This is a genomic window from Saliphagus sp. LR7, from assembly GCF_003344565.1.
Classification (GTDB): Archaea; Halobacteriota; Halobacteria; order Halobacteriales; family Natrialbaceae; genus Saliphagus; species Saliphagus infecundisoli.
On the sequence record NZ_QPND01000002.1, the window covers coordinates 114,266 to 133,607 of the forward strand.

Genomic DNA, 19,342 nt, shown 5'->3' on the forward strand with positions numbered 1-19,342 from the left:
CCCCTATTCGCCGAACCACTCGCGGGTGATCTCCTCGAGGTCGCTCGCCTCCTCGACGGCGGCGATCCCGTCGCTCAAGGCGGTCTGGAGGTCCCCGTCGTCCTGGCGGACGGCGAAGGCGTACTCCTCTCCGGTCTCGAAGACGAACGCGACCTCGACGGCGCGGTCGGCCTGGAAGGTCTCCCCGACCGGCTCGTCGAGGACGACCGCGTCGATCAGTCCCCGCTCTAGGTCCTCGACTGCGAGGACGTAGTTGTCGAAGGAGGTGTACTGGTCGTCCCCGATCAGCCCCTCGTCGATCAGGTCCTCGTTGACGACGGTCTCGCCGGTCGTTCCCGACTGGGCGCCGATCTCGCGGTCCTCGAGATCCGCCAGCTCCTCGGGCTGAAACTCCGCGTCTTCTGCGACCAGCACCGACTGGTCGGCGCTGTAGTAGGGGTCGCTGAACGCGACCGACTCCTGGCGCTCCTCGGTGATCGTCATCGCCGCCGCGATGACGTCGATGTTACCGTTCTGGAGCGCCGGCTGGAGCGAGTCGAACTCGAGGTCCTCCCACCCCGTGAGTTCGTACTCGGTCTCGTCGACGACCGCCTCGAGGAGGTCGATGTCGAAGCCGACGAGTTCGCCCTCCTGGACCATCTCGAACGGCGGGAAGCCCGAGGCGGTGCCGGCGACGATCTCGCGGCCACCCTCGCCGGCCGTCTCGTTGCCGTCGGTTTCGTTGTCAGCACCGTCAGTCGCGTTGTCGTCGCTCTCGTTGCCGGCGGTTTCGTTGTCCGTCGTCTCCGTCTCGTTGCCGGTTGCGTTGCCGTCGGTCTCGTTGTCCGCCGTCTCTTCGTCCGTTTCCGTCTCCTCCGTCTCGTTTCCGCCCCCGCCGTCTCCGTTGCCGTTCCCGTTTCCGTTTCCATTGCCGTTCCCGTTTCCGCCGGCGTCCTCGAGACAGCCGGCGATCCCGATCGCGCCCGCGGCACCGGCCAGTGCCAGATACCGTCGTCTGTCGATTCGGTCGGTCGGATCCATGGCTACTACTCCGGGAGCAACTCCTTAGTAGTTGAGGGTCCGGTTCGCGGCCGTTGCTCGCTCTCATGACCCACACGCCGGCACTCGGCGGGACGGCGCCTCGTCCCCAGGTCGGCACACACTTGTAGGGTCGCGGGCAACCGACACACAGATGGTCGACGTCGCGACGCTCGGAACCTTCCTCGTGGCCGCCGGCGCCAGCCTCTTCATGGCGTGGGCGATCGGCGCCGGCTCGTCCGGCTCGACGCCGTTCGCCCCCGCCGTCGGCGCGAACGCGATCTCAGTGATGCGGGCGGGCTTTATCGTCGGCCTGCTTGGCTTTGCGGGGGCGGTCCTCCAGGGTGCGAACGTCAGCGAGGCGGTCGGGCGCGACCTGATCGGCGGCGTCGTCCTCTCCCCGGAGGCGGCGACGATCGGGCTCACGGTCGCCGCCGCCCTGGTCGCGACCGGCGTCTTCGCGGGCTACCCGATAGCGACGGCGTTTACGGTGACGGGTGCGGTAGTCGGCGTCGGACTGGCGATGGGTGGGGACCCGGCGTGGGCGAAGTACCGGGAGATCGGAACCCTGTGGGTCCTTACCCCCTTCGCCGGCGGCGGGATCGCCTACTCGATCGCTCGCCTCCTGCGAGACGTGGAGATCCCCGAACGCTACACCGTCGTCGGCCTCGCCGCCCTCGTCGGCGCGATCGTCGCCAACATCGAGTTCGCGGTGCTGGGCTCGGGCGACGGCGGGGCCTCGATCGCCGTCGCCGCCGGCGGCGGCCTCGGCGGCCCCTCGCTGCTGGGTCCGGCGCTCGTGACGGTCGCCGTGATGGCGCTCTGGGCGGTCGTCCTCGCCGCCGACCTGCGGGCCGACGTCGATCGGGGCCAGCGCCATTTCTTATTAGCGCTCGGCGCGCTCGTCGCCTTCTCGGCGGGCGGGAGCCAGGTCGGGCTCGCGATCGGCCCGCTGATCCCGCTGTCGGGCGACCTCGGGCTTCCCCTGCTGGCGCTGCTGGTCGGCGGCGGCGTCGGCCTGCTCGTGGGGTCGTGGACCGGCGCGCCCCGGATGATCAAGGCGATCGCCCAGGACTACTCCTCGCTGGGCCCCCGGCGGTCGATCGCCGCGTTGATCCCCTCGTTTGCGATCGCCCAGATCGCCGTCCTCTACGGCATCCCCGTCTCGTTCAACGAGATCATCGTCAGCTCGATCATCGGGAGCGGCTACGCCGCCTCCGCCTCCGGCGCCGGCGGCGGCGTCAGCGGCCGCAAGATGGCATACACCGTCCTCGCGTGGGTGCTCTCGCTTGCGATCTCGCTCGGGCTCTCCTATCTCGGCTACACCCTCGTCTCCCTCCTCCTGTTCTGAGGCGGAACCGAACGGCCTTTGGCCGGCCGGCACCCCGTATCGACCATGGACGACCACACCGTCCGGTGGCGACGGGACCCCTCGACGTCGCCGCCGATCCGCGCGCTGTGGGCGCTCGGCGCCGGCACCTTCCTCGCCGCGATCGTCCTCGTCGTCTTCGGACGCTTCCTCGGACTGGCCGGCGGCACGGGCACCCGGCCGGTCGTCATCGCCGCACTGGCGGCTCTCGCGGCCACGATCGCCGCCCTCGCGATCGCCGGCGACCTCGGCGTCTGGCTCGAGCGCCTCGAGGGATGGCTGCCGGGCGTCGGCACCTCCGACCCCGAGGCCGAGTCAGGAACCGACACCGGGCGGGCCGTCGACGCCATCGCCGGCGCCGTCGTCGTCGGCTCGTTCATGGTGCTGTCCGTGCTCGTCGTCGGCGGCAGCGTCGGGAACTTCCTCGCCGCGCTCACGCTCCCGCTTGCGCTCGTCGCGGTCGCGCTTTCGACCACCCTCCGGTCGGTCGGGGTCCTCGACCCCGAGGAGGGGGCGATCTATCTCTACGAACCGGAGGAGGCGATCGACCTCGCCACCGTCGAGGCGATCTCCGCACGCTACCTGGGCGAGTGGGCGATCGTCTCTCTCACCTACGCCCAGCCCGACGGGGTGTACGTGCCGGGTCCGCGCCGGCTCGTGGTCCCGCCCCGCGTCGCCCGCGACCTCGAGGGGATGGTCGGCCGGTAGCCCGGTTCACTCCTCGACGTCGGCCTCGGCGGGTTCCTCTCGCTTTACCTTCGTCAGCCGCGCCTTCATGATCCGGGTGTTCTCGACGTCCTCGACGGTGATCCGGACGCCGTCGAACTCGATCTCCTCGCCCTCCTCGACGAGCCGGCCCGCGCGGTTGAAGATGAAGCCCGCGATCGTCTCGAACTCCTCGCCCTCCGGGAGGTCGATCTCTAAGGCCTCGTTTACGTCCTCGACGTTGACCTCGCCGCGGACGAGGACGGTGTGGTCGTCGATCTCTTCGACGGGTTCGTCCTCGGTGCCCTCCAAGATCTCGCCGACGATCTCCTCGACCATGTCCTCCATCGTGACGATCCCCTCGGTGGTCCCGAACTCGTCGACGACGATCACCATGTGCATCCGTCCCTCGCGCATCTCCGCGAGGAGTTCGTCGACGTTTTTCGACTCGGGGACGTGTAAGGTCGGCTGGATCATGTCCTCGAGCTCGAGGTCGTGGGTCTCGCCGTAGTTCAGGTCCCGGACGAGGTCGCGGATGTGGACGACGCCCTGGATGTTGTCGAGGCTGCCCTCGTAGACGGGGATCCGGGCGTGGCCGCTCTGGATGCAGGTTTCGATCGCCTCGTCGATCCCGGCGTCCTTGGGGACGGCGGTGACGTCGAGGCGCGGGGTCATCACCTCCTTGACGATCGTCTGGTTGAACCGGAAGATCCGCTGGAGCATCTCGTGTTCTTCTTCCTCCAACACGCCCTCGCGCTCGCCGGACTCGATCATCCCCTGGATCTCGTCTCTGGTGACGTAGGGGCTCTCGATGGCGCCCTCCGTCGAGCCGGTGAGCTTGTTGATCTGGCGAGTGAGGTGGTCGAAGAGGACGACGAGCGGAAAGAGGAGGTACTCGGTGGCCTTCAGGGGCCGTGCGACCCGGATCGACCAGCTCTCGGTGTGCTCGACGGCGTAGGACTTGGGCCCGCTCTCGCCGAACAACAGGACGACCGCCGTGATGCCGACCGTCGAGAGCAGGACCGCGGAGAGCCCGCCGAAGTAAAAGCCGAGCAGCGCGGTCGTGATCGAGGTCATCGCGATGTTGGCGACGTTGTTCCCGACGAGGATCGTCACGAGCAGGCGGTGGGGGTCCTCTTTGAGCGACTCGACTCGCTTCGCGCCGGGGATGCCGTCCTCGACCATCCCGTCGAGGCGGTGTTTCGGGAGGTTGAACAGCGCGATCTCCGACGAGGAGAAAAACCCCGAGAGACCGATCAACATGACGACGACGAGGGCGCCCGCGACGGTGACCGCGGTCTGATTGATCTCCGTTCCGATCACGGGGAGTTCGTACGTCGCAAGCGCAACCTCGAGAATCGCGGACGGTACCATTGACTACCCTCGATTTATCACCGGGCCGATTAACAGTTTCCGCTTTCGGCACTCCAACGCGTTCTCTCCGGGCCGCGACCGACGACACGCTTACCGGACGCGGGTCCCAACGGGGGGTATGGCACTCGACTCCGACGCCCCGATCACGTTCTATCGTCTCCAGGCGTGTCCGTTCTGTGAGCGGGTCACCCGGACGCTCGACGCCTGCGGGCTCGAGTACCGCTCGCGATTCGTCGAACCGATGCACTCCGACCGGAACGTCGTCAAGCGGGTCTCGGGCAAACGCTCGGTGCCCGCCATCGTCGACCCTCGAACGGGCGTGACGATGTCCGAGAGCGCGAACATCGTCGACTACCTCGAGCGGACGTACGGGGAGAGCGCGGCAATCAGTGGGCGCCGCGAGGATGAGAGCGCGGCAACCGACGGGCCTCACGACGCCGGGACTGGGGGTGGCGACTGATGCCCGACTTCGACGTCGTCTCGCTTCCCGAGACCGACCACGTCGAGGAGGGCGACCACGCGCCCGACTTCGAGCGCCCGCTCGTCAACGGGGAGTACTGGGAGGACGCCCGGCTGTCGGCGGTCGCCGACGGACGGCTCCTGCTGGTCTGTCACCCGATGGACGGCGCCTTTCCGGCGACCTACATGTGGAACGAGATCCGCGACCGCGGCTGGACCGACGCCATCGAGGTCGTCGGGCTCTCGATATCGACGCCCTACGAGCACAAGCGATTTATCGATGACCGGGGAATCGACGCCCCGCTCTTCTCGGACCCGGCCAACGGCGTCGCCGAGGAGTACGGCATCGTCAACGACCTCGACGGGATGGCGGAAATCGAGGAACCCCGGCCGGCGATCTTCCTGCTCGAGGACGACCTGACCGTCGAGTACGCCTGGGTCGCAAGCGAGTGGCCCGAGTTCCCCGACTACGACGAGGTCGACGCACGGCTCTGAGCCGGGACGCAGCGCTTTTGGCCGCCAGCCGGCCACTGTCCTCATGGACGATTTCGAGGCCGCCGTGAGGGCGATCGAACGGGGCGAACTCGTCGTCTACCCGACGGAGACGGTGTACGGGCTGGGAGCCGACGCGACCGACTCCGCGGCCGTCGAGCGGGTCTTCGAGGCGAAGGGCCGCGACCGCTCGAAGCCGGTCTCCGTTGCGGTCGGAAGCGTCGACCGCGCCCTCGAGTACGTCCGGGCGGGAGAGCGCGAGGAGCGGTTCATGCGGGCGTTCCTCCCCGGTCCGGTGACCGTCGTCTGCCGGCGCGGGGGAGCGATCCCGGACGTCCTCACCGCGGGCGGCGACCGGGTCGGGGTCCGAGTTCCCGACTGCGAGCCCGCGCTCGCGCTCGCCGAGCGGGCGGGGCCGATCACGGCCACCAGCGCGAACAGAAGCGGGGAGCCATCGGTCCGGCGGGCGGCCGACCTCGATCCGACGATCCGCGAGGCGGTCGCCGTCGTCCTCGCGGACGATCCGGCGACCGCCGACGGCGAGGCTCCCCCGAGCACCGTCGTCGACGTCGAACACGGACGGATCCACCGCCGCGGCGCGCTCGCCGAGCGAGTCGAGGGCTGGCTCGCCGGCGAGACGCAGGATTGACGCACCCCCGACGTGAACCCCGCTCCATGACGACGCTTGCGATCATCGGCGGGCAGGTCTTGCTTCCGGATCTGACGGTCGAACGCGCGGACCTCCTCGTCGATCGAGACGCGGGCGAGATCGTCGAGATCGGTTCGGATCTGGAGGGCGACGAGCGCCTCGACGCCTCGGGGGGACTCGTGATCCCCGGACTGGTCAACGGTCACTGTCACGTCGCGATGAGCCTGCTACGGGGGTATGCCGACGACAAACCTCTCGACGCCTGGCTCCGGGAGGACATCTGGCCCGCGGAGGGCGCCCTCACCGCCGAGGACGTCCGCGCGGGCGCGGAACTCGGCCTCCTCGAGATGATCGAGGCCGGCACCACGGCGTTCGCCGACATGTACTTCGAGGTGGGCGAGATCGTCGAGGCGGTCGAGACCGCCGGGGTGCGAGCGCGGCTGGGCCACGGGATCGTCACGGTCGGGAAGGACGACGCCGCCGCCCGCGCGGACGCAGAGGAGAGCCTCGCGGTCGCCCGCGAGTTCGCCGGCGCGGCCGACGGACGGATCTCGACGGCGTTCATGCCCCACTCGCTGACGACCGTGGGGACCGAGTATCTGGAGGAGTTCGTCCCGAAGGCCCGCGACGCGGGCGTTCCGATCCACTACCACGCCAACGAGACCGACGAGGAGGTCGCACCGATCGTCGAAGAGGAGGGCGTCCGCCCGCTCGTCTACGCCGCCGAACGGGGGATACTCGAGCCCCAGGACTTCCTGGCCCACGCGGTCCACGTCGACCGCGAGGAGATCGACCTGCTCGCGGAGAGGGGGACGGGCGTGATCCACTGTCCGGCCTCGAACATGAAGCTCGCGAGCGGGATGGCGCCCGTCGAGGAGATGCGCGAGGCGGGCGTCACGGTCGGAATCGGCACCGACGGCGCGGCCTCGAACAACGACCTCGACCCGTTCGGCGAGGCCCGCGACGCGGCGATGGTCGGCAAACTCGCGAGCGGGGACGCGAGCGCGGTCCCCGCCGACGCGGTCGTCGGGATGGCGACCGCGGGCAGCGCCGACGCCGTCGGGATCGAGGGGGGCCGGCTCGAGGAGGGTGCGCCGGCCGATATCGCCGTGGTCGATCTCGACTCCGCACACCTGACGCCGCGCCACGACCTCGTGAGCCACCTCGCGTACGCCGTGCGGGGCTCGGACGTCCGGCACACGGTCTGTGGCGGCGAGGTCCTCATGCGCAACCGGGAGGTGCTCACCCTCGATTCGGAGGGGGTCCGCGAGCGCGCCCAGAAGCGCGCCGAGGCGGTCGCCGAGCGGGCCTAGCGGTAGATCATCACGACGATCCCGGCCGCGATCAGGAGCAGTCCCCACCACAGCGAGTCGAAGGGCAGCACTATCAAGAGGAGCGTGACGAGCCCCGAGGAGAGCAGCGACCAGCCGATCGTCGTCCGGTAGGTTGATCCGTTGTAGCTCATACCTACAGGAGGTCGCCGGGACACAAGTATCCGGGGCCTCCTTGCCGCTGTACTGTTCCGCGGTCGCGTTACGCGGGCTCGTCTACGGGCCGGTCGCCGGGTTCGCCAAGCAGCTCGTGGAACCGTTCGGCCGGGATCGAACACTCGTAGGCGGGTTTGAACGTCATGTTCTCCCGGCCGGCGACGACCGAGAGCTTCTCCGAAACCCTCTCCCGAAGGTAGTACTGGGCCCGTTCGTTGCCCGCCGCGACGTAGTAGTCGCTGATCCGGACCGGATCGCGCGCGAGGAGCCCGCCGGGTTCCCGGCCGGCGAGGAGGACGACGGCCTTCTCCTCGCGGTAGAGTTCGGTTCCGGAGGCACGCTTGGCGTGGGCGTTCTCGGGAAACCGCTCAAGGATCGCCTCCCGTTCCTCCGGCGGGGTCTCGGGTGTGACGACGGCGATCTCCTCGACGGTGAACGAGCCGATCAGGTAGCGGTGGGTGCGGTCACCATCCGAGAGTCCGGCGTAGAAGCCGACGGCGTCGCCCGCCTCCAGCGAGCGCAGGCGGGAGACGTAGCCCGCACGGTGCTCGCCGTAGGAAAGCGCCTCGAAGTTCGGGTCGCGGTGGAGGGGCCACCCGGCGAGATCCTCCCCCGAGAGGACGAGGTCGTCGTCGCCGATCGGTCGGGGCCGGATCCGCGTCGTGAGGTCGGCGGCGACGCCCTTCCGCCCCCGCAGTGGCCACGAGCCGAACGTCTCCTCCTCGTCGGTTTCGCGGGTCTTCTCGGGGATCGGGACGTACTCGAACCGGCCGTCGTCGTACAGGGGCGCGACGGTCCCGACGTTCGTGGTGTCGGCGCCGACGCCGGCGAGAACGACGGTCACGACCTACTCGAGGAGCCGTTCCCGGTCGTCCTCGTGGCTCCGGCCCCTCGAGGGGCCATTTCCTCGGTTTCCGCCGCGGTAGAACCGGTCGTAGGCGAGATACGCCAGATACGCCAGGAGGGCGAGGACGGCGAGCGAGACCACGACGTTGGCGATCCACCAGACGAGACCGAGGATCGCGCTCACGACCTCCAGGAGGACGAACAGCGCGACCACGGCGAGCAGTCCCAGCCCGGCGAGTCGGAGTAGCCTGTCCATACCTGTTGTCAGGGCTTCAGGATATATGAGTGTACGGTTCTCGACGGGGAGTGACACGTTCCGGGCGGATCTCGGGAGTCCGGTTTCGCGACTACTCGACGGTGACGCTCTTCGCCAAGTTCCGGGGCTTGTCGATCGACCGCCCGAGCATGTTCGCGACCCAGTAGGCGACGAGCTGGAGCTGGACGTTCGCGACCGTCGCGGCCGCGACGGGCGTGCTCGTGGGCACACGGAGGACGTGGTCGGCGTACTGTTCGACGTCGGACTGGCCGTCGGTGACGGCGACGACGGGGGCGCCCCGTGCTTCGACTTCCTTGACGTTCCCGATGGTCTTGCGGGCGATCTCGCCGTCGCCGGTGACGAGCGCGAAGACGGGCGTCCGCTCGGTCACGAGTGCAAGCGGGCCGTGTTTGAGCTCGCCCGCGGCGAAGCCCTCGGCGTGTTTGTACGTAATTTCCTTCATCTTCAGGGCTCCTTCGAGGGCGACGGGGTACTGGTAGTGTCTGCCGATGAAGAAGTAGGCGTCGGCGTCGACGTACTCGGCGGCGACCTCGCGGGCGGTCGACTCGTCGAGGACGGTCTGCACCTTGTCGGGGACCGACCGGAGCCCCCGGACGACCTCCCGGGAGTCCCCGCCGCCGATCACACACGCGAGGGCGGTCAGGGCGACCTGCTGGCTCGCGAACGTCTTCGTCGCCGCGACGCCGATCTCGGGGCCCGCACGGATGTAGAGGGCGTGATCGCATTCGCGGGCGGCGGAGCTCGCGACGACGTTGGTGACCGCGAGGGTCTCGGCGCCGGCGGCGCTTGCCTCCCGCAACGCCCGCATCGTGTCGGCGGTCTCCCCGCTCTGGGTGACGCCGACGACGAGGTGGTCCTCGCCGACGGGGACCCGCTCGCTCGCGTACTCGCTCGCGAGAAACGCCTGGGCGGGGATTCCTCGCTCCTGGAGTAAGGCGGAGCCGTAGAGGGCGGCGTGGTAGGAGGTGCCACAGGCGACGAACTGGACCGGGCCCTCGACCGCGAGGTCGGCGAGTTCCTCGAGGACGATCTCGCCCTCGAGTTCGTCGACCCGTCCCCGCAGACACTGCCGGAGGGAGGTCGGCTGTTCGTAGATCTCCTTTTGCATGTAGTGGTCGTAGCCGCTTTTCCCGGTTTCCTCGGGGTCCCACTCGATCGTCTCGATGGAGGTCTCGACGACGAGACCCTCGCGGTCGGTGACGACGATCCCGCCCTCTTCGATCCGGGCGAACTCGCCGTCGTCGAGATAGATCACGCGGTCGGTGTACTCGACGAACGCGGGAACGTCGCTGGCGAGGTAGTGGCCCTCGTCACCGACGCCGAGCACGAGCGGCGAGGACTCGCGGGCCGCGTAGATCGTCTCCGAGCCGACGAAGACGGCGGCGATCGCGTAGCTGCCCTCGATCCGGTCGACCGCCCGCCGGAACGCCTCCTCGGGGTCGTAGCCGGCGTCCAGGGCCTGGCCGATCAGGTGGGGGACGACTTCGGTGTCGGTCTCGCTGACGAAGGTGACGCCGGCGGCCGTCAGCTCGTCGCGGATCTCCTGGTAGTTCTCGATGATGCCGTTGTGGACGACGGCGACCCGGTTTCGCTCGTCGGTGTGAGGGTGGGCGTTGGCGTCGGATGGCGGCCCGTGAGTCGACCACCGGGTGTGGCCGATGCCGACGGCTCCGCCGTGGACGTCGGCACCCTCCAGGGCCGACTCGAGAGCCGAGACCTCGCCCTCGCGTTTGAAGACGTCGAGGGTCGCGTTGGCCAGTGCGATGCCCGCCGAGTCGTAGCCCCGGTACTCGAGCCCGGAGAGGCCGTCGAGGAGGACGTCGGCGGTGTCGTGGCCGTCGCCGACGTAGCCGATGATCCCACACATCAGCCCTGCACCTCCGTGTCATCCCCGATCGTTCCCCGGACCGTCGAGCCGGCGTGGATCCGTGCGTCCGAGCCGACGATCGTCCCCGGCGCGTAGGTGACGCCACCGTCGTCGGTCGCGTGGTCGGCGAGCAGGGCGCCCAGGGGTTCGTCCTGATGGATCCGGTCGCCGACGTGGACGTCGCCGGGACCGCCGCCGACGGTCGAGCCGGCGCCGACGCGGACCCCGCGACCGGTGACGCAGTCGACGAGCGTCGCGTTGACCCCGATGCGGGTGTCGGCGTCGACGACGCTGTGTTCACAGACCGCGCTCGCGCCGACGGTGACGTTCTCGCCCAGACAGGCGCTCGGCCCGACGACCGCACCCGGGCCGACGACCGCGTCGTCGGCGATCACGATCGGCTCGAGCAGCGTCGCCGACTCGTGGATCTGTGCGGAGTCGGCGACCTCCCGTTCGGGGACCGTTCCTGCCGCAAAGAGGCTGTCGGCGACCCGGAGCAGGTCCCAGGGGTAGGTCGCGTCGACCCACAGCCCCTCGCTGACGACGCCGCGGACGACCGCCTCGGAGTCGATCAGTTCGGCGATCGCGTCGACGAGCGACCGCTCGCCGTCGTCGGGATCGACCGCCCGCGCGGCCTCGAACGCCGACGGCTCGAGGGCGTAGACGCCCGCGTTGAGCCGGTAGTTGCGCTCGTCGCGGGGGTTCTCGACGATCTCCGTGATCTCGCCGTCCTCCAGAATGACGCCGCCGTAGTGGGAGACGTCGGCCTGGCGGATCAGGCCGAGGGTCGCGTCGGCCCCGGCGTCGTGGGTCTCGATGACGTCGGCGATGATCCGCCGGTCGACGAGCTGGTCGCCGTTGACGACGAGGCAGGTCCCCGAGACCGTCTCCTCGGCGGCCAGCAGGGCGTGGCCGCTACCGAGTTGTTTCTCCTGGACGACGTAGTTGATCGGCACGTTCCGGTAGGTCGGCCCGAAATGGGACTGGACCCGCTCGCGGCCGTAGCCGACGACGACGGTCAACTGGGTGACGCCCGCCTCGAGGAGTTCGTCGAAGACGTGTTCGATGATCGGCGTCGTCGCCGCGGGGAGCATCGGCTTCGGCCGGTTCGCCGTGAGCGGTCTGAGCCTGTTTCCCTCGCCCGCCGCGAGGACGATTGCAGAAATATCCGTCATATCTGTCTACCCCACCCTACTTCTCCTACCCCTTTGGCTTTTGGTATCCCTCTCGCGGGGAGAGTACGGTGGACGATAGTCCATCACGAAGGGTAGCTAGGAAACGTCCCGTCGGTTTTCTTCCGAACGACCGGATGGATCTCCGGTCACGATCCGATGACGCCGTTGAAACTCCACCGATGGCCGCATATCGAATGGACGAGTGTTCCGGAGCGGACACAGTCGCGAACGGTCCGGTACCGGGGGCCGTGCCTGTCGCAAACCGCCCTCGAGGGGCTCCGGTCGGGCTCACACGCTCGATCGTCCTCGTCCGGGCCCCGACCGGACCGTGCGATCGGATCGCCACCGGTCGTCCGGTCGGCCCCTCGAAGGGGCGCGAGGAGGCGAAACCCATTACCTCGTCGGGCCGATAGCCGAGACACGGACCGTATCATGGACGTACTTCCCCTCCTCGGGGTCGATGTGGCGCTATTCCTGTTCATCGGCCTGCTCGCCGGCGCCCACTGCCTCGGGATGTGTGGCCCGCTCGTGACGATCTACGCAGAGCGGATGGATCGGGGCCGCGAGAGTCACGGGAGCCGGGGAGCCCATCTCACGACGTACGAGGTGCGCCAGCACGCGCTGTTCAACCTCGGACGGGCCGCGAGTTATACCGTCATCGGGGCCCTCTTCGGTGCGCTCGGCGGCCTCCTGTTCGTCACCACCGACACAGTGACCGCGGCGGTCGAACCGCTTCGTGGCAGCGTCGGGCTCCTCGTCGGCGGCTTCGTCATCGCGACCGGACTCTACTACCTGGCCGGGCGGACCACCGGCGGGCTCTCGATTCCCGGCCTCGAGCGGGTGAGCGCTTGGCTGCTCTCCCACGTCGATCGGCTCGCGAACGGCCCGGGGATCGTCGCCCTCGGCGCGGTCCACGGGCTGCTTCCCTGTCCCGTGCTCTACCCCGCCTACCTCTACGCGTTCACGACCGGCTCGCCGACCGGCGGCGCGCTCGCGCTCGCGGCCCTCGGAATCGGGACCATCCCGACCGTGTTCGCCTACGGGACGGTCATCGAGTCGGTCGACGCCGTCCACCGCCGGCGGGTCCATCGGTTGCTCGGGGTCGCGTTCGTCGTCCTCGGCTACGTCCTCCTCGCACACGGGCTGATGAGCATCGGAATCCACGTCCCACACCCGAGCCTCCCCTTCTACGACGGGGTCGACATCGGTATGGCCGGCGGAGGCCACGCCAACCACTGAAACACCACCGAAATGACCGAGAACCAACCCGCTGCCGGCTGTACGCTGTGTGACCTCCCCGTCGCGGGCAGCGACGTCACCGACGACCAGGGGAACCGCTTTTGCTGTGTGGGCTGTCGAAACGTCCACGACGCCCTCGGAGACGTCGAGGACGTCACCCCCGAGGACGTCCGCCGCGAGCGCGCAGGCGGCGGCGAACGGGTGGTTCCCGACGACCACGAGACGACGTATCTCGAGGTCGACGGGATGCACTGTGCGACCTGCGAGGCGTTCATCGAGTCGGTCGCCCGATCGACCGAGGGAGTGAGCACCGCCGACTCGAGCTACGTGACCGGCACGGTTCGGATCGACCACGACCCCGACGCCGTCTCGGAAGCCGATCTCCAGGAGGCGATCAGCGGGCTCGGCTACAGCGCCTACTCGCGCGACGACGCGATCAGCCGCCGGAAGGCCGACAACTGGTCGATCGGGCGGGTCATCGTCGGCGTGCTCATGGGAATGACCGTTATGTTGCAGTACGTCCTCATCATCTACCCCACCTACTTCGGCGGGCTGCTCTACGACGAGCGGACGACCGAGTTCTTCACGCAGACGCTTTCGAGCGATCTCGCGACGCCGTTCTATCTCACCATCGCCGCGGTGACGACGATCATCCTCGGGGTCACCGGCAAGCCGATCCTCCAGGGTGCCTACGTCGCCGCGAGGACCCGATCGCCGAACATGGACCTCCTGGTGGCGATCGCGGCCGTCAGCGCCTACCTCTACAGCACGCTCTCGGTCGTCGTCGGCGGCGCCCACGTCTACTACGACGTCACCGTCGCGATCATCGTCATCGTCTCGGCCGGCAACTACTACGAGTCGACGATCAAAGCGGAGGCGACCGAACGCCTCTCCGATCTCACGGCCGTCCGGATCGACGACGCCCGCCGTATCCGCGAGGACGGGAGCCACGCCGAGGTCGCCGTCTCCGACCTCGAGCCCGGAGAGCGCGTGCTGGTCCGGGCCGGCGAGCGCGTCCCCGTCGACGGCGAGGTCGTCGAGGGCGACGTCGCGATCGACGAGGCGGTCATCACCGGCGAGTCCCTCCCCGTCGGTAAGAGCGTCGGCGACGCCGTCGTCGGCGGCTCGCTGGTCACCGACGGCGCCGTCACGATCCGCGTCGGCGAGGACGCGACGAGCAGCCTCGATCGGGTCACGGAGCTCGTCTGGGACCTCCAGAGCTCGAGCCACGGGATCCAGAAGCTCGCCGACAAGCTCGCGACGGTCTTCGTTCCCGTGGTGCTCGTCCTCTCGGTCGTCGTCACCGCCGTCTACCTCGCGACCGGCGCCGGGCTCACCGCCGGCCTGCTCGTCGGGCTCACCGTCTTGATCGTCTCCTGTCCGTGCGCGCTCGGGCTGGCGACGCCGCTTGCGGTCGCAGCCGGGATCCGAGACGCCTTAGAGCGTTCGATCGTCGTCTTCGACGATACCGTCTTCGAGCGGGTTCGCGAGGCCGACACCGTCGTCTTCGACAAGACGGGCACGCTGACCACCGGCGAGATGACCGTCGTCGAATCCGATCTCGACGACGAGCTCCTCGAGCGCGCCGCCAGGCTCGAAGCCCGGTCCTCGCACCCGGTCGGTCGGGCGATCGCCGCCGAACGCCGGCTCGCCGACGGCGGAACGGTCGAGCCTACATCCGGGGCGACCGAGGCGGGGGAAGCCGCGACCGGTGCCGACGAACCCGCCGACGGCATCGACTCGTTCAAGAGCCATCGAAATGGCGTCTCCGGGGTCGTCGACGGCGAGGAGGTCGTCGTCGGCCATCCGGATCTGTTCCGCAGGCGCGAGTGGACGATACCCGAGTCGATCGCCACGCGGATCGAGGCGGGCCGCGAGACGGGACGCGTTCCGGTTGCCGTCGGCCGAGACGGGATCGCCGAAGGCGTGATCGTCGTCGGCGACGACCTCCGGGAGGGGTGGGAGGAGACCCTCGAAGCGATCGCCGCGACCGACACCGAGATCGTCGTCCTCACCGGGGACGACGACCGCGCGGCCGGACGGTTCCGGGAGGTGCCGTCGGTCGACCGGGTGTTCGCCGGCGTCCCGCCCGAGGGGAAAGCCGAGACCGTCGACCGGCTCAAGCGGACGGGCCGGACGGTGATGGTCGGCGACGGCACCAACGACGCGCCCGCCCTCGCCGCCGCCGACCTCGGGATCGCCCTCGGCGGCGGCACCGCGATGGCCGCCGACGCCGCCGACGTCGCGCTCGTCGACGACGACCTGGGCTCGGTCGAGACCGTCTTCGAACTCGCGCGGGCGACCGATCGCCGGGTCAAAGCCAACATTGGCTGGGCCTTCTGTTACAACGCGATCGCCATCCCGCTCGCGGTGACCGGACTGCTCAACCCGCTTTTCGCCGCCCTCGCGATGGGTGCGAGCAGCCTGCTGGTCGTCACGAACTCGACGCGGTCGCTGCTCGAGTGAGCCCGAGTCCGGCTCGCTCGTCTCGGCCCTGGCGGGCCGAAGGGTCCGAGACGAGTCCACCACCGTACCCGCCGCGAAAGCGGGGCTCCGGCCCGGCGATCGCCGTCCGGTGACCGGGTTCAGGGATCGAACCGACCGTTCTCGGCCGCCGACGAACAGAAGTTCCGGATCAACCGCTTTCCGACCGCGAGCGAGATCCCTTCCTCGCGGGGTTCGCTCAGGTCCCGGGTGAGGATGCTCTCGGGGTGAAACTGGACGCCGACGTGGGGCTTCTCCCGGTGGCGGACCGCCATCACGACCCCGCGGTCGTCGGTCGTTCGTGCGGTCTCCTCGAGGGAGTCGGGGAGGTCGTCGCGCTCGACGCAAAGCGAGTGGTAGCGCCCGACCGAGAACCGCTCGGGGAGTCCCGCGAAGAGCCCCCGTTCGTCGTGGGTGATCGTCGAGGGCTTGCCGTGGACGACCTCCGGGGCGTGGACGACCGGGGCGCCGTGGGCGGCACACAGCGCCTGGTGGCCCAGACAGACCCCGAGGATCGGGAGCCCCGTCCCGGCGAACAGCGGGATCGAGATCCCCGCCTCCGCAGGGGTCCCGGGGCCGGGAGAGACGATCACGGCGTCGGGGTCGAGTTCGCGGACGTCTCCGACCGAGAGCGCGTCGTTGCGCCGGACGACCACCTCCCGCGCCATCTCGCCGACGTACTGGACGAGGTTGTACGCGAACGAGTCGTAGTTGTCGACCACGAGGACGCGGCCGGCGGCCGGCGGCTCCTCATCCACGGTCGCCACCCCCGTCGGGGTCGCCGCCGGCTCCGTCGCCCTCGACCGCCATCGCCGCCCGGTCGCCCAGGGCCTCGTCGACGGCCGCGATCAGCGCGCGGGCCTTCGCGAGCGTCTCGTCGTACTCCCGGTCGGGAACCGAGTCGTGGACGATCCCCGCGCCGACCCGGAGGTGGTACTCCTCCCCGTGGCGGACCAGCGTCCGGATGACGATGTTGAGCGTCGCCCGGCCGTCGAAGCCGAAGAGCCCGACGCTGCCGGTGTAGGGTCCCCTCCGAGTGGTTTCGAGTTCGTCGATGATCCCCATCGTCCGGGGCTTTGGCGCGCCGGTGATCGTCCCGCCGGGGAAGACCGCGGCGATGGCGTCGGCGAGGGTGGCCTCCGGCCGCAGACGGGCGGTCACGTCCGAGACGAGATGCATCACTTCCGAGTAGCGATCGACCCGGCGGTACTCGCTCACCTCGACGCTGCCGTAGGCCGCGACCTTTCCGAGGTCGTTTCGCTCGAGGTCGACGAGCATCGCGTGTTCGGCCCGCTCCTTCTCGTCGGTCAGCAGGTCGGCCTCCATGGCGGCGTCCTCCTCGTCGCTCTCGCCCCGCGGGCGGGTCCCCGCGATCGGCTCCGTCCGCAGGAAGTCCCCGTCGCGTGCCAGGAGGAGTTCGGGGCTCGCGCTCACGAGGTCCGCCGACCGGAGTTCCAGAAGCGCCGAGTACGGCGCCGGATTGACGGTTCGAAGCGCGTCGTAGGCCGCGACCGGATGGACGGCGGCGGGCGCGACGAGGCGCTGGGAGACGTTGGCCTGGAAGGTCTCGCCCTCGCGGACGTACTCTTTGACCCGCCGGACCCGCTCGGCGAACGCCGCCCGCCCGCAGTCGCTCTCGAAGCGCGCCCGGTCGAGCTCGACCGGCGGGCCCTCGATCCCGGGATCGCCCTCGGTGGCCGCGGTCGCAAGCTCCGCCGCGCGCTCGCGGCCCCGGTCGTAGAGCGCGTCCAGGGGCTCGCCCTCGCGGCGTCGGGGACAGGCGACGACCCGGAGAGCGATCTCCCCGTCCCCGGCCGAATCCTCCCAGGCCGCAAGCCGGTCGAAGACCCCCACCTCGAGCCGGGGAAGTCCCCGGTCGTCGACCGCCGATCCGGGGAGCCTCTCGAGCTCGCGGGCGACGTCGTAGGAGAGCCAGCCGACGGCGCCACAGGGGTAGGGCACCCGACACTCCCCGCGGACGAGTTCCTCGCCGTCGAGCACTCCCTCGAGGGCGGAAAGCGTCGGTGACCCCTCGCCGTCTCGCCGGACCGCGTCGGGACCGACGGTGAGTCGCTCGACCGGATCGACCCCGAAGTAGCCCCAGCCGGGCTGGCCGCCGGTGGTCTCGAGGAAGACCCCCGCTCCGCCGGTGCGGGCCCGCCGGTAGGCGAGGAACGGATCGTCGATGGAAACCCGAAGCTCGATCGGGGTCCGCTGGCCCGGGGCGGGGGCGGCCTCGCGGACCGTCTCGAGGGTGGTCCGAACCCGGGGGTCGGTCATCGGGCAGAAGAAGACGGCCCGCTCGTAATCGTGTTGCGGTTCCGGCGGCCGATCTCCGCCGACTGCCGAGACGAACGGTTCGCCCGAGTTACCGGGAGTTCACGCGGTCGATCCAGCCCTGGACCCGCGTGGGGGCGATCCCGGTCTCGGCGGCGAGTTCCTCGGAATCGGCCGCCGCGAGGTCGCCGACGGTCTCGACGCCGGCGTCGGCCAGCCGCTCGGCGTAGGCCGGCCCGATCCCCTTGATCGTCTCGACGGGCTGGTCGTCGCCGGCGTCGGCCTCGGGTTCCGGGACCGCGTCCTCCTCGGAGGGACCGGTCGCCTCGGCCGGCTCGGTCGCCTCCTCGGGGGAGTTGGCGGGCTCGGTGATCGACCCCGTCGAGCCCGCGGCATCCGCGCCGGCCGCGGCGGCGTCCTCGGGTTCGCCGGCGGAGTCGTCGGCGTCCTCGAGCGGATCGTCGGCCTCCTCGTCCGCGAGCGGGTCGTCCGGGTCGGGTTCGGACCCCGTCTCCTCGATCTCGACCGACTCCTCGCCGAGGACTGTCTCGTCCGGCACGCCCTCGGCGGGTTCATCGGATCCATCGGGCTCGTCGGCCGTGGCCGGTCCCGTCGTTCCCGTCGTGGCCGCGTCGTCCGTCGAGCCGCCGCGTTCGACCGTGACGCCGACCTCGCGGTCCTCGCCGTCCGTTCCCTCCGAGTCCCCGAGGCCGAGCAGCGCCTTTATCTTTTGGAGGAGTACCATTAATCGGGAGTAAACGGGGCCTACACTTAAAGTGGGTTGGTCGAATCCGCTCGGAGCCGCCCGCGAAGCGCCGCGTTCATCGCCTCGACGGGGGCCTCCCGTCCGGTCCAGAGCTCGAAGGCCTCGACGCCCTGGTAGAGCAACATCCAGGCGCCGTCTATCGTCGTCGCGCCCGAGGCCGCGGCCTCCCGGAGCAGCCGGGTTTCGAGGGGCCGGTAGACGGCGTCCATCACCGCGAGGTCGCCGTGGAGCGCCTCGGCCGCCACCGGCGAGACGTCCTCTTCCATTCCGACGCTCGTGGCGTTGACGAGCAGGTCGGCGCCCTCGAGAAGGGTGGGGACCGCCTCGAGCCCGTAGCCGCCGGCGCCGGGAACGTCGTCGGCGAGGTCGTGGGCGCGCGAGGCGGTTCGGTTGGCGACCGCGACGTCGGCGCCGCCGTCGGCGAGGCCGAAGGCGATCGCCCGGCCCGCGCCACCGGCGCCGACGACGACCGCGCGGGCGCCGGAGACGGCGATGTCGTGTTCGTCGAGCGCGCGCAGCGCGCCCGCGGCGTCGGTGTTGTGGCCCGTCGGGGTCCCGGCGAAGTCGATCGTGTTCACCGCGCCGATCCGGGCGGCGACGTCGTCTACTGCGACCAGCGACGACTCGCAAGCCGCCTCCTTGAACGGGACGGTGACGTTGAGGCCGGCGATTCCGAGCGCGTCGGCGCCTCCGATCGCGGCCTCGAGGGCTTCGGGGTCGGGTTCGAACGTGACGTAGCGGGCGTCGATGTCCAGGGTCTCGTAGGCCGCCTCGTGCATCGGCGGCGACAGCGAGTGAGAGACCGGGTTGCCGAGGAGTCCGTACACCTGCATGTCACCGACTGTCGGCGCGGCGGTAA

Annotated in this window: 19 protein-coding genes; 8 read left to right on the forward strand and 11 right to left on the reverse strand. The window is 69.9% G+C overall.

Features of this window, described 5'->3' with window-relative positions; translation table 11 throughout:
* Positions 1-3: 3 nt before the first annotated feature.
* A complete protein-coding gene (locus DVH23_RS03205; RefSeq protein WP_114575998.1) occupies positions 4-1,020 on the reverse strand; it encodes a transporter substrate-binding domain-containing protein in 1,017 nt (338 codons plus the stop codon).
* A 151-nt stretch (positions 1,021-1,171) separates the two neighbouring features.
* Here DVH23_RS03205 and DVH23_RS03210 point away from each other — a divergent pair, with 151 nt between their 5' ends.
* Together DVH23_RS03210 and DVH23_RS03215 are read left to right on the forward strand one after the other, a co-directional pair.
* The gene (locus DVH23_RS03210; RefSeq protein ID WP_114575999.1) at positions 1,172-2,368 is read left to right on the forward strand and encodes an inorganic phosphate transporter; all 1,197 of its coding nucleotides are present in this window, start codon (positions 1,172-1,174) and stop codon (positions 2,366-2,368) included.
* A 45-nt stretch (positions 2,369-2,413) separates the two neighbouring features.
* The gene (locus tag DVH23_RS03215) at positions 2,414-3,094 is read left to right on the forward strand and encodes a hypothetical protein (protein ID WP_114576000.1); all 681 of its coding nucleotides are present in this window, start codon (positions 2,414-2,416) and stop codon (positions 3,092-3,094) included.
* 6 nt (positions 3,095-3,100) lie between these two features.
* Here DVH23_RS03215 and DVH23_RS03220 read toward each other — a convergent pair whose 3' ends face one another.
* Positions 3,101-4,465 carry a hemolysin family protein gene (locus tag DVH23_RS03220; RefSeq protein ID WP_114576001.1) on the reverse strand — a complete coding sequence of 455 codons (1,365 nt, stop codon included), beginning with the start codon at positions 4,463-4,465 and terminating at the stop codon, positions 3,101-3,103.
* Positions 4,466-4,583: 118 nt separating this feature from the next.
* Here DVH23_RS03220 and DVH23_RS03225 point away from each other — a divergent pair, with 118 nt between their 5' ends.
* The 4 genes from DVH23_RS03225 to DVH23_RS03240 are packed head-to-tail and all read left to right on the forward strand — an operon-like array spanning position 4,584 to position 7,378.
* Complete coding sequence (locus tag DVH23_RS03225) at positions 4,584-4,925, forward strand: glutathione S-transferase N-terminal domain-containing protein (protein ID WP_114576002.1); 342 nt, start codon at positions 4,584-4,586, stop codon at positions 4,923-4,925.
* Positions 4,925-5,419, forward strand: a complete 495-nt coding sequence (locus tag DVH23_RS03230) for a redoxin domain-containing protein (protein ID WP_114576003.1) — start codon at positions 4,925-4,927, stop codon at positions 5,417-5,419. Before DVH23_RS03225 ends, DVH23_RS03230 begins: the two co-directional genes overlap by 1 nt.
* Positions 5,420-5,462: 43 nt before the next feature.
* On the forward strand, positions 5,463-6,065 hold the full coding sequence (locus DVH23_RS03235) for an L-threonylcarbamoyladenylate synthase (protein ID WP_114576004.1): 603 nt from the start codon (positions 5,463-5,465) through the stop codon (positions 6,063-6,065).
* A 26-nt stretch (positions 6,066-6,091) separates the two neighbouring features.
* Entirely contained in the window at positions 6,092-7,378 is a 1,287-nt protein-coding gene (locus DVH23_RS03240; protein ID WP_114576005.1) for an amidohydrolase, read from the forward strand.
* On the opposite strand, the gene DVH23_RS24085 is transcribed toward DVH23_RS03240, so the two are convergent.
* The 5 genes from DVH23_RS24085 to DVH23_RS03260 form a co-directional block, all read right to left on the reverse strand.
* Positions 7,375-7,530: a hypothetical protein gene (locus DVH23_RS24085; RefSeq protein WP_198667824.1), complete on the reverse strand. Its 156-nt coding sequence runs from the start codon at positions 7,528-7,530 to the stop codon at positions 7,375-7,377. The genes DVH23_RS03240 and DVH23_RS24085 overlap by 4 nt on opposite strands.
* 68 nt (positions 7,531-7,598) lie before the next feature.
* Positions 7,599-8,396 (reverse strand): hypothetical protein, encoded by a 798-nt coding sequence (locus DVH23_RS03245; RefSeq protein ID WP_114576006.1) that lies wholly within the window; start codon positions 8,394-8,396, stop codon positions 7,599-7,601.
* A 3-nt stretch (positions 8,397-8,399) separates the two neighbouring features.
* Positions 8,400-8,654, reverse strand: a complete 255-nt coding sequence (locus DVH23_RS03250) for a hypothetical protein (protein WP_114576007.1) — start codon at positions 8,652-8,654, stop codon at positions 8,400-8,402.
* A 91-nt stretch (positions 8,655-8,745) separates the two neighbouring features.
* Positions 8,746-10,542: a glutamine--fructose-6-phosphate transaminase (isomerizing) gene (gene glmS, locus DVH23_RS03255; RefSeq protein WP_114576008.1), complete on the reverse strand. Its 1,797-nt coding sequence runs from the start codon at positions 10,540-10,542 to the stop codon at positions 8,746-8,748.
* Positions 10,542-11,717: a sugar phosphate nucleotidyltransferase gene (locus DVH23_RS03260; protein WP_114576009.1), complete on the reverse strand. Its 1,176-nt coding sequence runs from the start codon at positions 11,715-11,717 to the stop codon at positions 10,542-10,544. Before DVH23_RS03260 ends, glmS begins: the two co-directional genes overlap by 1 nt.
* A gap of 432 nt (positions 11,718-12,149) precedes the next feature.
* On the opposite strand from DVH23_RS03260, the gene DVH23_RS03265 reads away from it, so the two are divergent.
* Together DVH23_RS03265 and DVH23_RS03270 are read left to right on the forward strand one after the other, a co-directional pair.
* Positions 12,150-12,956 (forward strand): sulfite exporter TauE/SafE family protein, encoded by an 807-nt coding sequence (locus DVH23_RS03265; RefSeq protein WP_114576010.1) that lies wholly within the window; start codon positions 12,150-12,152, stop codon positions 12,954-12,956.
* A 12-nt stretch (positions 12,957-12,968) separates the two neighbouring features.
* Positions 12,969-15,422, forward strand: a complete 2,454-nt coding sequence (locus DVH23_RS03270) for a cation-translocating P-type ATPase (protein ID WP_114576011.1) — start codon at positions 12,969-12,971, stop codon at positions 15,420-15,422.
* Between the two features lie 119 nt (positions 15,423-15,541).
* On the opposite strand, the gene DVH23_RS03275 is transcribed toward DVH23_RS03270, so the two are convergent.
* The 4 genes from DVH23_RS03275 to DVH23_RS03290 form a co-directional block, all read right to left on the reverse strand.
* Positions 15,542-16,207: an aminodeoxychorismate/anthranilate synthase component II gene (locus DVH23_RS03275; protein ID WP_255565193.1), complete on the reverse strand. Its 666-nt coding sequence runs from the start codon at positions 16,205-16,207 to the stop codon at positions 15,542-15,544.
* Positions 16,191-17,720 carry an aminodeoxychorismate synthase, component I gene (gene pabB, locus DVH23_RS03280; protein WP_114576012.1) on the reverse strand — a complete coding sequence of 510 codons (1,530 nt, stop codon included), beginning with the start codon at positions 17,718-17,720 and terminating at the stop codon, positions 16,191-16,193. The genes DVH23_RS03275 and pabB overlap by 17 nt, the downstream gene beginning before the upstream one ends.
* Before the next feature lie 88 nt (positions 17,721-17,808).
* Positions 17,809-18,462, reverse strand: a complete 654-nt coding sequence (locus tag DVH23_RS03285) for a helix-hairpin-helix domain-containing protein (protein ID WP_114576013.1) — start codon at positions 18,460-18,462, stop codon at positions 17,809-17,811.
* A 26-nt stretch (positions 18,463-18,488) separates the two neighbouring features.
* A complete protein-coding gene (locus DVH23_RS03290) occupies positions 18,489-19,316 on the reverse strand; it encodes a shikimate dehydrogenase (RefSeq protein ID WP_114576014.1) in 828 nt (275 codons plus the stop codon).
* Positions 19,317-19,342: the final 26 nt, after the last annotated feature.

Excerpts from the sequence above, each read along its gene's own strand:
- DVH23_RS03230 (WP_114576003.1), top strand. The coding sequence starts at position 4,925 with ATGCCCGACTTCGACGTCGTCTCGCTTCCCGAGACCGACCACGTCGAG.
- DVH23_RS03220 (WP_114576001.1), bottom strand. The coding sequence starts at position 4,465 with ATGGTACCGTCCGCGATTCTCGAGGTTGCGCTTGCGACGTACGAACTC.
- pabB (WP_114576012.1), bottom strand. The coding sequence starts at position 17,720 with ATGACCGACCCCCGGGTTCGGACCACCCTCGAGACGGTCCGCGAGGCC.
- DVH23_RS03205 (WP_114575998.1), bottom strand. The coding sequence starts at position 1,020 with ATGGATCCGACCGACCGAATCGACAGACGACGGTATCTGGCACTGGCC.
- DVH23_RS03235 (WP_114576004.1), top strand. The coding sequence starts at position 5,463 with ATGGACGATTTCGAGGCCGCCGTGAGGGCGATCGAACGGGGCGAACTC.
- DVH23_RS03215 (WP_114576000.1), top strand. The coding sequence starts at position 2,414 with ATGGACGACCACACCGTCCGGTGGCGACGGGACCCCTCGACGTCGCCG.
- glmS (WP_114576008.1), bottom strand. The coding sequence starts at position 10,542 with ATGTGTGGGATCATCGGCTACGTCGGCGACGGCCACGACACCGCCGAC.
- DVH23_RS03210 (WP_114575999.1), top strand. The coding sequence starts at position 1,172 with ATGGTCGACGTCGCGACGCTCGGAACCTTCCTCGTGGCCGCCGGCGCC.
- DVH23_RS03225 (WP_114576002.1), top strand. The coding sequence starts at position 4,584 with ATGGCACTCGACTCCGACGCCCCGATCACGTTCTATCGTCTCCAGGCG.
- DVH23_RS03250 (WP_114576007.1), bottom strand. The coding sequence starts at position 8,654 with ATGGACAGGCTACTCCGACTCGCCGGGCTGGGACTGCTCGCCGTGGTC.
- DVH23_RS03270 (WP_114576011.1), top strand. The coding sequence starts at position 12,969 with ATGACCGAGAACCAACCCGCTGCCGGCTGTACGCTGTGTGACCTCCCC.
- DVH23_RS03290 (WP_114576014.1), bottom strand. The coding sequence starts at position 19,316 with ATGCAGGTGTACGGACTCCTCGGCAACCCGGTCTCTCACTCGCTGTCG.
- DVH23_RS03285 (WP_114576013.1), bottom strand. The coding sequence starts at position 18,462 with ATGGTACTCCTCCAAAAGATAAAGGCGCTGCTCGGCCTCGGGGACTCG.
- DVH23_RS24085 (WP_198667824.1), bottom strand. The coding sequence starts at position 7,530 with ATGAGCTACAACGGATCAACCTACCGGACGACGATCGGCTGGTCGCTG.
- DVH23_RS03240 (WP_114576005.1), top strand. The coding sequence starts at position 6,092 with ATGACGACGCTTGCGATCATCGGCGGGCAGGTCTTGCTTCCGGATCTG.
- DVH23_RS03265 (WP_114576010.1), top strand. The coding sequence starts at position 12,150 with ATGGACGTACTTCCCCTCCTCGGGGTCGATGTGGCGCTATTCCTGTTC.
- DVH23_RS03260 (WP_114576009.1), bottom strand. The coding sequence starts at position 11,717 with ATGACGGATATTTCTGCAATCGTCCTCGCGGCGGGCGAGGGAAACAGG.